Source organism: Micromonospora sp. FIMYZ51 (assembly GCF_038246755.1).
GTDB lineage: Bacteria > Actinomycetota > Actinomycetes > Mycobacteriales > Micromonosporaceae > Micromonospora.
In genome coordinates this window covers 3,675,315-3,687,316 of sequence record NZ_CP134706.1, presented here as the reverse complement: position 1 = coordinate 3,687,316, position 12,002 = coordinate 3,675,315, and the positions used below count along the sequence as shown (strand labels likewise).

The 12,002-nt window shown below is 72.0% G+C and carries 12 protein-coding genes and 1 riboswitch; of the genes, 6 read left to right on the top strand and 6 right to left on the bottom strand.

Annotated features, from left to right (window positions below; all coding sequences use genetic code 11):
* Positions 1–99, top strand: a riboswitch (glycine riboswitch).
* 76 nt (positions 100–175) lie between these two features.
* A complete protein-coding gene (gene gcvP / locus QQG74_RS16730) occupies positions 176–2,998 on the top strand; it encodes an aminomethyl-transferring glycine dehydrogenase (protein ID WP_341715705.1) in 2,823 nt (940 codons plus the stop codon).
* A gap of 94 nt (positions 2,999–3,092) precedes the next feature.
* On the opposite strand, the gene QQG74_RS16725 is transcribed toward gcvP, so the two are convergent.
* A complete protein-coding gene (locus tag QQG74_RS16725; protein WP_341715704.1) occupies positions 3,093–3,293 on the bottom strand; it encodes a DUF5999 family protein in 201 nt (66 codons plus the stop codon).
* Between the two features lie 96 nt (positions 3,294–3,389).
* Between QQG74_RS16725 and QQG74_RS16720 the strand changes: the two genes are divergently transcribed.
* On the top strand, positions 3,390–4,625 hold the full coding sequence (locus tag QQG74_RS16720; RefSeq protein ID WP_341715703.1) for a chorismate-binding protein: 1,236 nt from the start codon (positions 3,390–3,392) through the stop codon (positions 4,623–4,625).
* A gap of 88 nt (positions 4,626–4,713) precedes the next feature.
* Positions 4,714–5,220: a peptide deformylase gene (def, locus tag QQG74_RS16715; RefSeq protein ID WP_341715702.1), complete on the top strand. Its 507-nt coding sequence runs from the start codon at positions 4,714–4,716 to the stop codon at positions 5,218–5,220.
* Here the strand turns inward: def and QQG74_RS16710 are convergent.
* The 3 genes from QQG74_RS16710 to QQG74_RS16700 all read right to left on the bottom strand — a co-directional run bounded on the left by QQG74_RS16710 (position 5,173) and on the right by QQG74_RS16700 (position 7,464).
* Positions 5,173–5,799, bottom strand: a complete 627-nt coding sequence (locus tag QQG74_RS16710; RefSeq protein WP_341715701.1) for a GNAT family N-acetyltransferase — start codon at positions 5,797–5,799, stop codon at positions 5,173–5,175. The two genes, def and QQG74_RS16710, sit on opposite strands and share 48 nt — an antisense overlap.
* A gap of 66 nt (positions 5,800–5,865) precedes the next feature.
* On the bottom strand, positions 5,866–6,642 hold the full coding sequence (locus QQG74_RS16705) for a GNAT family N-acetyltransferase (protein ID WP_341715700.1): 777 nt from the start codon (positions 6,640–6,642) through the stop codon (positions 5,866–5,868).
* A gap of 33 nt (positions 6,643–6,675) precedes the next feature.
* Entirely contained in the window at positions 6,676–7,464 is a 789-nt protein-coding gene (locus tag QQG74_RS16700) for a TSUP family transporter (protein WP_341715699.1), read from the bottom strand.
* Positions 7,465–7,684: 220 nt separating this feature from the next.
* On the opposite strand from QQG74_RS16700, the gene QQG74_RS16695 reads away from it, so the two are divergent.
* On the top strand, positions 7,685–8,479 hold the full coding sequence (locus tag QQG74_RS16695; RefSeq protein ID WP_341715698.1) for an endonuclease/exonuclease/phosphatase family protein: 795 nt from the start codon (positions 7,685–7,687) through the stop codon (positions 8,477–8,479).
* 173 nt (positions 8,480–8,652) lie between these two features.
* Here the strand turns inward: QQG74_RS16695 and QQG74_RS16690 are convergent, their stop codons facing one another.
* On the bottom strand, positions 8,653–9,714 hold the full coding sequence (locus QQG74_RS16690) for an FAD-dependent monooxygenase (protein ID WP_341715697.1): 1,062 nt from the start codon (positions 9,712–9,714) through the stop codon (positions 8,653–8,655).
* 55 nt (positions 9,715–9,769) lie between these two features.
* Here QQG74_RS16690 and QQG74_RS16685 point away from each other — a divergent pair, with 55 nt between their 5' ends.
* Complete coding sequence (locus QQG74_RS16685) at positions 9,770–10,336, top strand: TetR family transcriptional regulator C-terminal domain-containing protein (protein WP_341715696.1); 567 nt, start codon at positions 9,770–9,772, stop codon at positions 10,334–10,336.
* On the opposite strand, the gene QQG74_RS16680 is transcribed toward QQG74_RS16685, so the two are convergent.
* Positions 10,304–11,326: a tyrosine-type recombinase/integrase gene (locus QQG74_RS16680; protein WP_341715695.1), complete on the bottom strand. Its 1,023-nt coding sequence runs from the start codon at positions 11,324–11,326 to the stop codon at positions 10,304–10,306. The two genes, QQG74_RS16685 and QQG74_RS16680, sit on opposite strands and share 33 nt — an antisense overlap.
* A gap of 112 nt (positions 11,327–11,438) precedes the next feature.
* Here QQG74_RS16680 and QQG74_RS16675 point away from each other — a divergent pair, with 112 nt between their 5' ends.
* Positions 11,439–11,999, top strand: coding sequence for an isochorismatase family protein (locus QQG74_RS16675; RefSeq protein WP_341715694.1), 561 nt, complete (start codon positions 11,439–11,441; stop codon positions 11,997–11,999).
* Positions 12,000–12,002 lie beyond the last annotated feature (3 nt).

Sequence of the window (12,002 nt, the reverse complement as noted above, 5' to 3'; positions counted from 1 at the left end):
AGCACCCACGTGGGAGAGACCGCTTGGCGAGAGCCGCAGCGGCGCCGAAGGGGCAAATCCTCCCCGGAACCTCTCAGGCAAAAGGACCGCGTCGGGACAGGCACTGTGGAGCGCCCGCGGGTGTGACAGAGGGGGAGGGCCGACCTGTCGACCCCGCCCCGCAGGAGCGCCGCCCATGACCGCAGCACCGTTCGCCGACCGGCACATCGGCCCTCGTCCCGACGAGGAACGCCGCATGCTGGACGCTGTCGGGTACGCCTCGATCGACGAGTTGATGGACGCCGCGATTCCCGAGGTGATCCGCTGGCACGGCCGGCTGGATCTGCCGGAGCCGGCCAGCGAGCAGGAGGCGCTTGCCGAGTTGCGGGCGCTGGCCGGGCGCAACACCGTCGCGGTGTCGATGATCGGGTTGGGGTATCACGGTACGCACACCCCGGCGGTGATCCGCCGCAACGTGCTGGAGAATCCGGCCTGGTACACCGCGTACACGCCGTACCAGCCGGAGATCAGCCAGGGTCGGCTGGAGGCGTTGCTGAACTTCCAGACGATGGTGTCGGACCTGACCGGTCTGGCCACGGCGAACGCGTCGATGCTCGACGAGGCCACGGCGGCGGCCGAGGCGATGACGTTGGCGCGGCGGGCGTCGAAGAGTCCCAGCCGGGTGTACGTGGTCGACGCGGACACCCTGCCGCAGACCATCGCGGTGATCGCCGGCCGGGCGGAGCCGCTCGGTATCGAGGTGCGGGTGCTCGACGTCGACGCCGACGCCTTGCCGGCCGAGTTCTTCGGCCTGCATTTGCAGTATCCGGGGGCGGGTGGGGCGGTGCGTGACCACGCCCCGCTGGTCGAGGCCGCGCACGCCGCCGGTGCCCTGGTCACGGTGGCGGCGGACCTGTTGGCGTTGACGCTGCTGCGGGCGCCCGGTGCGGTCGGGGCCGACATCGCCGTCGGCACCACCCAGCGCTTCGGCGTACCGATGGGGTTCGGTGGGCCGCACGCCGGCTACCTGGCGGTGCGTTCGGGGTTGGCGCGGATGCTGCCCGGCCGGCTGGTCGGGGTGTCTCGGGACGCGGCCGGTGACCCGGCGTACCGGTTGGCGTTGCAGACCCGGGAGCAGCACATCCGTCGGGAGAAGGCGACAAGCAACATCTGCACCGCGCAGGTGCTGCTGGCGGTGATGGCCAGCATGTACGCGGTCTACCACGGCCCGGACGGGTTGCGTCGGATCGCCACGCGCACCCATGAGCTGGCGGTGCGGTTGGCGGCGGGGCTGCGCGCCGGTGGGGTGTCGGTGGCCGACGTGACGTTCTTCGACACGGTGACCGCGACGGTGCCGGGCCGGGCCGCGCAGGTGGTGGCCGCCGCGGCGGCGCGCAACGTCAACCTGCGGCTGGTCGACGCCGACCGGGTGGGGATCAGCTGTGACGAGACCACCACCGATGCGCATCTGGCGGCGGTGTGGGCGGCGTTCGACGTGCCGCCCTTCGACGGTGCGGTGGCCGCGACGATTCCGGCGGCGTTGGCGCGTACCGGCGACTTCCTCACCCACCCGGTGTTCCGCACCCATCATTCGGAGACGGCGATGCTGCGTTACCTGCGCCGGCTTGCCGACTTCGACTATGCCCTGGACCGGGGCATGATCCCGTTGGGGTCGTGCACGATGAAGCTGAACGCGACGGTCGAGATGGAGCCGGTGAGCTGGCCGCAGTTCGCCGACGTGCATCCGTTGGCGCCGGCGGAGCAGACCGCCGGCTACCGGGAGTTGATCGGCCAGTTGGAGGGCTGGCTGGCGGAGGTGACCGGCTACGACGCGGTGAGTGTGCAGCCCAACGCCGGTTCGCAGGGGGAGTTGGCCGGGTTGCTGGCGATCCGGGCGTATCACCGCAGCCGGGGCGAGGGGCATCGGGACGTGTGTCTGATCCCGTCGTCGGCGCACGGCACCAACGCCGCCAGCGCGGTGATGGCCGGGATGCGGGTGGTGGTGGTCGGCTGCGACGCCGGCGGCAACGTCGACCTGGTCGACCTCGACACGAAGATCGACAAGCATCGGGACGCGCTCGCCGCGATCATGGTGACGTACCCGTCGACGCACGGGGTGTACGAGACCGGTGTGGCGTCGCTGTGCGCGAAGGTGCACGACGCCGGTGGTCAGGTCTACGTCGACGGGGCGAACCTCAACGCGCTTGTCGGGTTCGCCAAGCCGGGCCGGTTCGGGGCCGACGTGTCACATCTGAACCTGCACAAGACGTTCTGCATCCCGCACGGCGGGGGCGGCCCGGGGGTGGGGCCGGTGGCGGTACGGGCGCATCTGGCGCCGTTTCTGCCCGGCGACCCGGGCGGGGCGCCGGTGCCGGGGCGGCCGGCGATCTCGGCGGCCCGGTACGGGTCGGCGGGCATCCTGCCGATCCCGTGGGCGTATCTGCGGATGATGGGCGGCGACGGGTTGACCCGGGCCACCGGCGTGGCGGTGTTGGCGGCCAACTACGTGGCGGCGCGGCTGCGGCAGCATTTCCCGGTGCTGTACGCGGGCAACAAGGGCCTGGTGGCGCACGAGTGCATCCTGGACCTGCGGCCGTTGACGAAGGCGACCGGGGTGAGCGTGGACGACGTGGCGAAGCGGCTGATCGACTACGGCTTCCACGCGCCGACGATGTCGTTCCCGGTGGCGGGGACCTTGATGGTGGAGCCGACCGAGAGCGAGGACCTGGCCGAGTTGGACCGGTTCTGCGATGCGATGATCGCCATCCGGGCGGAGATCGACAAGGTGGGTGCGGGTGAGTGGCCGGCGGGAGACAACCCCCTGGCCAACGCGCCGCACACGGCGGCGATGCTGACCGGTGACGAGTGGCCGCACCCCTATCCTCGGTCGGTGGGTGGCTACCCGGACGGGGTGGACCGGACGGGGAAGTACTGGCCGCCGGTTCGTCGGGTCGACGGCGGCTACGGCGACCGGAATCTGGTGTGCTCGTGCCCGGCACCTCAGGCGTACGAAAGCTGAGGTGCCGGCGTCTCGCCGACCTGGCTGCTGACCTCGCTGGTACGGCGGCTAGCCTGGGGCGACGCGGAAAAGGTCGTGACGGTTGGTGAGCGTCTCAGGCGGCGAGGGCGTGTCGGGCGGGGCCACGGTGTGGTGCGATGCTGCTGCCGTCGGGCAGCAGCTCACCGGTGTCCTCGAAGACGATGACCCCGTTGCAGAGCAGGCTCCAGCCCTGCTCAGGAAAGCAGGCGATGACCTTGGCAGCTTCCCGGTCGGTGGCTTCGGCGGAGGGGCAGGTGGGTTGGTGCTGGCACATCGGGTTCTCCGGACTGTGGGGGCACTGTGTCATGGTTCACATGACCAGTGACGCACAGTACCAAGCAAAAGCATGCCGCATCGAGCAGGTGTCCGCGTGGTGCGTGGGAAATCCGCTGAACGGATGAGCAGGAACCGCCCGTACGGCGTGGAAGCGCTCCCACAGATGGTGGCCGATCCCCCCGCCACCCCCGCCGCCTACCGTGGCCGACTCGTCGAACGCGCCCGCTGGCAGTGGCGCCCCACCGACGGCGGCGACCCCGCCGCCCGCACCGAGGAGTTCCTCGCCGCCCACGGCCTGCCCCTGCACGACCTGGCCCGCCCGGCCACCCCACCCGACCCGACCGGCGTCTGCGGCGCCGCCGTCTACTTCTCCGCCGCCGCCGGCGCCCTGCTCGTCGGCGGCGCCACCGGCGCGACCAACCCCGCCGACCTGCCCGAGGTCGCCGTCGTCGTCTACGGCCACGCCGACCCACCCGCACCCCGCGCCCACCCACCGGCGGCCCGCCAACCCGACCCACCGACGCCCTGGACACCCGGACCGTGGACGGAAAGCTGGAGCCCACGCCAGCACGCCGACGCCGTCACCGCCGTCCGCCACGCCATCGGCCGCGGCGACGTCTACCAGGTCAACCTGGTCGGCCACGCCGCCGCCGCATACACCGGCGACCCACTACCGGCCCTGACCCGCCTCGGCCAGCTACCCGGCGCCCGCTACGGCGGCGTACTGACCGGCACCGGCTGGGCCATCGGCTGCGCCAGCCCGGAAACCCTCATCGAACTGCACCAGGGCACCCTGACCACCCGCCCCATCAAAGGCACCCGCCCGGCCACCGCCGCCGGCCGCACCGACCTGCTCACCTCCGCCAAGGAACGCGCCGAACACATCATGATCGTCGACCTGGAACGCAACGACCTGGCCCGCGTCGCCGCCACCGGCAGCGTCCGCGTCGACGAACTGTTCGCCGTACGCCGCTGGTGCCAGCTGTGGCAGGCCGAATCCACCATCCGCGCCCACGTCGCCGACGGCCTCGGCCTGGCCGACCTGCTACGCGCCGTCTGCCCCGGCGGATCCGTCACCGGCGCACCCAAACTCGCCGCCCTGGACCGCATCGCCGCCCTCGAACCAGTCGGCCGGGGCGCCAGCATGGGCGCCCTCGGCTGGGTCGGACCCGACCACCTCGACCTCGGCCTGACCATCCGCACCGCCGCCGTGGACACCACCGCCGTGCACGTCTGGGCCGGCGGCGGCATCACCTGGGACAGCGACCCCGACGCCGAAGTCGCCGAGGCGGCAGCCAAAACCGCACCGGTACGCGCCGCCCTCAGCTGAGCGCCCCCGGCTGAGCGCCCCCGGACGACACTCCAGGCGACCAGCCGCAGAACCCGACCCGACACCACCTACCGATAACCTTGCCGCCATGACGATGCGCGACATCCGAATCATCGGCGACCCGGTGCTACGCACCCCCTGCGAGCCGATCACCAGCTTCGACACCGAACTGCGCGCACTGGTCACCGACTTGATGGACACCCTGCTCGGCGCACCCGGCCGCGCCGGCGTCGCCGCACCACAGATCGGCGTCAGCGCCCAGGTCTTCGTCTACGACGCCGACGGCCACCGCGGCCACATGATCAACCCCACGGTGGAACTGTCCACCGAACTCGCCGACGACGACGAAGGCTGCCTCTCCATCCCCGGCCTGTACTTCCCGACCCCCCGCGCCCTGCACGCCACCGCCCACGGCTTCGACCAGCACGGCGAACCCCTCACCATCGCCGGCAGCGGCTTCCTCGCCCGCGCCCTGCAACACGAGACCGACCACCTGCACGGCCGCCTCTACGTCGACACCCTGCGCGGCGACGTCCGCCGCCGCGCCCTACGCGAGATCCGCGCCGGCCGCTTCGACTCCTCCCGACGCAGCTGAACCACCCCGGCCGGTGGGTACCGCACCCGCCACCCACCGCGCCCGGGTGATCTCGTACTCCACCTCACCCCACTGCGTACCCGGCAGCGGATCCGGCCACGACTGGTGGAACGTGCGCACATACCGCATCCCCACCGCCGCCATCGTCGCCCGCGACGCGACGTTCACCGCCATCGTCTCGGCGAACACCCGCCGCAGCCCCAACTCGGCGAAACCATGCCGCACCAACTCCCGGGCCCCCTCACTGGCCAAGCCCCGCCGCCACCACCGGCGCAGCAGCCGGTAACCCAACTCGGCCTGCCCCGCCACCGGCCCCTGATCGGGACGCTGCGGCGGCTCCAGCAACCACCAGCCGACGAACTCACCGCCGACCAGACCGGCCCAGAACCCCAACCCCGGCGCCTGCCGGGCCACCGCCAACCGCCGCCCGTGCACCGCACGCACCTCCTCGGCCGACCGCACCGGCCCCAGGTGACGCATCACCTCCGGATCCGCGTCCAGCTCGATCTCACCCGGCAGATGCTCGTCGGCCAACGGCACCAACACGATCCGGGCGGTACGCAACGTTGCCTGAGTCATCCGCGCATTCTGCCGCCAACCCACCGCCACCAACCACCACAATCCCGCCACCGCCGACACCCGGGCTCAGCCGAGAACGGCCGACAACTCGAACTCCCCGTAACCGGCCACCCGACTGAACCCCAACCCCTCGTAGAGCCGCACCGCCGCGACATTGTCCGCCTGCACATTCAGCGTCACATGATCGACATCGGCGCGCAGCAGGGCACACAACCGCGCCACCACCGCCGCCGCCAACCCCCGCCGCCGCCAATCCGGATGCGTCGTCACGTTGCCCAGCGCCGCCACCCGATAGGCGGGGGAGTACACGTGCACCCCGGCCACCGCCACCACCGCCGCACCGGCACGCACCCCCACATACCGGCCGGTGTCCACCATCCGCGCATCGAACCAGTTACCCGGGTACGCCGCCGCGTACAGCTCCCGCAGCCCCGGTAGATCCTCCCGATCCAGCAACACCCCAGCCGGCCGCACCGCCGCCAACCGTCCCGGATCGGTCAACGCCATCTTCAGATGCAGACCCCGCGACACCACCCGGAACGAGTCACCAAACACCCGCTCCAACCCCGGCGACAGATGCGCGTCGAACCGCGCCGGCAACACCGGCGCCAACTCACCCAGCAACGCCGCCAACTCACCGACCCCCGCCGGAGCCGACAACGCCAGCAACGTCGGTGGCCGCGCACCGTGAAACAGCAACGCCACCGCCTCGCCGCGCCGAAACCACGACGTGTACGGCCAGAAGAACTCGTCGAGATCACCCAACTCGTAGGCGTGCAACCGCGGATCCCGACCCAGCAGCGCCGCCAACACCTCCCGGTCATGTTCCGCACGCACCACCATCCGCCGATGATCACACGCCGGCGACCGGCACCCTCACCCGGCCAACCACTGGTCGTAGCCGAGCTTGCCCACCAACGCCAACACCACCACCAGCAACACCACCCGGACGAACCCCGCCCCCCGCCGCAACGCCATCCGCGCACCCACCATCGCACCGACGATGTTGCACACCGCCATCGCCGCACCCAGCAACCACCACACGTTGCCGGTCACCGCGAACACCGCCAACGCCCCCGCATTGGTCCCCGCGTTGACCACCTTCGCCATCGCCGAACCGTGCACGAAATCCGCACCCACCAGCGCCGTGAACGCCACCACCAGAAACGTGCCCGTACCCGGACCGATCAACCCGTCATAGGTGGCGATACCGACCCCGGCGACCACCACCGCCACCACCATCCGCACCCGGGTCCGCCGCCCCGGCACCGCCACCGTCCCCAAACTCGGCCGCAGCACCACGAACAACGCCACCGACAACAGCACCACCAACACCACCGGCCGATACGCCGCCGGCGGCACCGCCCCCGCCAACGCCGCACCCAACCCGGCACAGAGCACCGCCAACACCGCCGCCGGCCCGGCCACCGCCCAATCGATCTTCGTGCGGCGGGCGTACGTCACCGCCGCCGTCGCCGTACCCGCGATCGCCGCCAACTTGTTCGTACCCAACGCGGTCGCCGGCGGCATCCCCGGCGCCGCCACCAACAACGCCGGCAGCAGCAACAAGCCACCACCACCCACCACAGCGTCCACCCACCCGGCAACAGCAGCAGCGGCCAGCAGGGTCGACACGGTCAACGGATCCAACTCCACGGGCGGCATTCTTCCCACCACCACCCGCCCGCCACCGCCAGCTGTGGCCAGCCTCACCAACCCGGCCCACCCGCACGAACGCCCAGGTCAACGGCAACCCGTACGTCACCGACCACGAAGCCGCCGCACCCACAACCCCACCGCCGCCACCGCCACAAACAGCAACATCGAACAGCACAACGCCCGCAGCATCGGGCAACTGTCCCACAAGCCTCGTTAAGGTGACAGCGTGCGCCTGGCCACGTTCAACCTGCTGCACGGCCGATCCCTCACCGACGGCCTGGTCGACCCCGACCGGCTCGCCACCGCCGTGGCCGCCCTCGACGCCGACGTCCTGGCCCTGCAAGAGGTCGACCGCGACCAGTCCCGCAGCGGCAACCTCGACCTCACCGCGGTGGCCGCCCAAGCCCTGCACGCCACCGAACACCGCTTCGCCGCCGCCGTCGTCGGCACCCCCGGCGAAACATTCCGCCCACTGACCCACGACGACGACGGCCACGGCGAACCCTGCTACGGCGTCGGACTCGTCTCCCGCCACCGGGTCACCGCCTGGCGCGTCACCCGCCTACGCCCCGCCCCGGTACGCTCCCCGGTCTACGCCCCCGGCCCCGGCGGCGGACTGATCCTGCTCCGCGACGAACCCCGCGTCGTCCTCGCCGCCGTCCTGGACACCCCCAGCGGACCGCTCACCGTCGCCGCCACCCACCTGTCCTTCGTCCCCGGCTGGAACGCCCACCAACTGCGCCAGGTCGTCCGCGCCCTGCGGCAGCTACCCGCCCCCCGCATCCTGCTCGGCGACCTCAACCTGCCCGCCTGGGCCACCCGCACGATCTCCGGCTGGCACCTGCTGGGCCGCCGACCGACCTACCCGGCCGGACAGCCCCGCGTCCAACTCGACCACGTCATCGCCGACCGACAGGACTTCGACCGCCTACCCCCGGTCACCGCCGTGCAGACCCCCCTGTCGGCCATCTCCGACCACCGCCCCCTCCTGGTCGACCTCGGCCCCGCCCACCCCGCCTAGACCTCGGGCTGGACCGGCCCGACCCGAGCCGCGCCCGCCGGCCGACCCGGCAGACACCCTTCCGACCCGACAGGCGCCCTTCCGGACGGCCGCCACAGGCGCCCGGCGCGGCCCGACAGGCAGGCGCCCGGCGCGCCGCTCAGCCCGGGGGACCACTCAGCCCGGGGGACCACTCAGCCCGGGGGACCGAACGCCAACGCCAACCGCAACGCCGCATCCCGCACCCCGGTGCCGCGCCGCACCTGCGCCAACCGGCCCGCCCGCACCGCCATCGCCGCCATCCGCCGCGTCGGCCCCCGCCGCATACCGTCGTAGCGCGCCAACGCCGACACCACATCCGGCGCCGCCGCCAACGCCTCCGCCAACACCACCGCGTCGATCAACGCCTGGCAGGCACCCTGCCCCAGATCCGGCGTCATCGCATGCGCCGCGTCACCCAGCAACACCAGACGACCCCGCACGTACGACGGCAACGCCGGCAGGAAGAACACGTCATGGTGCAGCACCCCGCCCGCCTCGATGCGCTCCAGCACCGCCGGCAGCGGATCGTGCCAGTCACCGAACCACCGCCGCAACGCCACCAGATCACCCTCCGGCGGCCGGTAACCCGCCGGCGCGGCCACCGCCGCGTACCAGTTCGTCACCCCCGGCCCCTGCGGCGTCACCCCGAACTTGCGCCCCCGCCCCCAGGTCTCACCACCCGCCGGCACGTCCAACGGCACCGTGCCACGCCACGCCGTCATCCCCGAATACCGCAACGGATAGCGGTCACCGAACATCGCCGCCCGCGTGGCACTACCGATGCCGTCCGCGCCGACCACCACGTCGTACCCGTCGACAAGCGCCGCGGGATCGGCCACCGCAGCGTCGAACCGCACAGTGCCCACCGGCAACGCCTCCGCCAGCAACCCCAACAGGGCCGGACGCGACAACAGCAACACCCCCTCGCCGTGCCGCCGCCGAATCCGCTCCACATCCAAGGTCGCGATCACCGAACCATCCGGCCGGCGCATCGCCCCGTCCGGCTGCGCACGCCCCCGTTCGCGCGCAGCCGGACCGACCCCGAGGCGATCCAGCGCCCGCAACGCCGACGGCCAGATGCCCAGGCCGGTGCCGCTCGGCGGCAGCCGCCCGGCCCGCTCGAACACCGTCACCGTCCACCCGGCCCGCAACAGCCCATTGGCCACCGCCAGTCCGCCCACACCGCCGCCGATGACGGCCGCTGATCCTCGCATCGACCCACCGTACTACAGATGTAGTCGCCGAAACTACTGCTGTAGTCTCGCCACCGTGGACGCCCGCCAACGCCAACTCCTCGACGCCGCCATCACCGTCCTCGGCACCCGCGGCACCCGCCACCTCACCCACCGCGCCGTCGACGAGGCAGCCGCCCTACCCACCGGCTCCACCTCCAACCGCTACCGCACCCGCGAAGCCCTCCTCACCGGCGTACTCACCCGCATCCTCGAAGCCGAGACCGCCGGCTGGAACCACCTCGCCGCCAACCTCGACCCCATCGACCCCGACACCTTCGCCACCACCCTCGGCACCCTCGTCCACCGCCTCGCCACCACCGACCGCACCCTCACCCTCGCCCGCCTGGCCATCTTCGCCGAGGCCGCCCACCAACCCGCCCTGCGCCAACACATCGCCCACGGCCAACGCCAACTCGCCACCTGGGCCACACCCCTGCTCGCCGCCCTCGGCGCCCGCCACCCGGCCACCGCCCAACGGCTCCTGCTCGCCCTCGTCGACGGCCTGCTCAACCACCAACTCGCCAACCCCGACCCGGCCTTCGAACCCACCCCGGCGATCGCCGCCCTCCTACCCGCGATCCTCGCCGCCCGACCGAACTGACCCCGCACCAACCCGAACCAGCGCGCGATTCGTACGGTTGGCCCGCACCGCCTCCCGCTGCTGAACCGCAGTCACCTCGATATAGGTCTGCGACGACGCCAACGACGCATGCCCCAACAACCGCATGATCTCCGCCGCCCCCGCACCGTCCTCGGCCAACCGCGTCGCGAACGTGTGCCGCAACGCGTGCAACCGCGCCCCGCGCGGCACCCGGTCGCCGATACCGGCACGCCGATAACAGGACTCCACCAGATACTGCAACCCACCCCGCCGCAACGGTTCGCCCTGCCGATCCACAAACAATGACGCATCGGCCCGCACCGTACGCGAACCGAACCGCCGCACCCGGCTGTCCAGGTAGTCGCCGAGCACCGCGTCCAGATCCGGCTCCACCGGCAGCACCCGGGGCCGCCCACCCTTGCCCGACACCGCCAACCGCCGCTCGCCGGGACGCCCACCAAGCGAGCCGACCCGCAGCGCCAGCAACTCCGACAACCGCAGGCCCGCACAGAGCGCCAACGCCAGCACCGCCACGTCCCGCTCCGGCCACGGATCCCGCTGCCGGCCCGCACCGCGCGCAGCCGAGGCGAGCAACTGCTCCGGGGTGTCCTCGCCACGCAGCGGCTTGGGCTGGGGGAGCGGCGTCCGGGGGCGGCCCACCGCCGGCATCGGGTTGCCCGCCACCACCTGCTCGGCCACCAGAAAGGAGAAGAAACCGTTCCAGGTCGACCAGGCCCGCCCCACCGAGGCGGCGGCCCGGGTGCCGGCGAACCGGGCGAAGGCCGCCCGCAGAAGCCTGGGGGACAGCGCGCTGATCGGCAGGTCGGCGAGGGGGAGGGGAGGGGTGGCCAGCTCGGCGGCGAGCGCGGCCACGGTGTGCAGGTCCCGCCGGTACGCGGCCTGGGTGTGCGGGGAGGGCTTGCGGGTGGCCCGCGCGGTCAGGAAGTCCTCGATCAGCGCGACAACCACTTTATCCGATTTGTCATGCATAAGGGATATTATGCATGATTTTCGCGTCTGGTGTGCTCGCCGAGGCGGGGGAGAATCCTGTCGGTCGCCGGCTCTAAGGTGACGCCACCTGTCGAGCGGATGGAGGCACACCATGACGACCCTGCCCGAGCGGCCGAACGCGGCGCTGCTCGTCATCGACGTCCAACGGGGAGTGGTCGCCGGCGCCCACGACCGCGACGGCGTGATCGCCAACATCAACACCCTGGTGGCCAAGGCCCGCGCCGAGCAGGTGCCCGTCGTCTGGATCCAGCACTCCGACGACGACCTCCCGCAGGACAGCCCGGACTGGCAGTACGTTCCCGAGCTGGTCCGCCACGACACGGAGCCGCTGGTGCACAAGCGCTACGGCGACTCCTTCGAACACACCGACCTGGAGACGGTGCTGGCCGAGCGCCAGGTCGGCCGGCTGGTCGTCACCGGCGCCCAGACCGACATGTGCATCCGCTCGACCCTGCACGGCGCGCTGGTGCGCGGTTACGACGCCACGCTGGTCACCGACGCGCACACCACCGAGGATCTCAGCGCGTACGGTGCGCCGCCGCCGCACCAGGTGATCGCGCACACCAACCTGTACTGGCGCTTCCAGACCGCGCCCGGACGACAGGCCGCCGCCGTGCCGACGGCCGAGGTCGAGTTCGCCCCGGCCAGCTGAGAC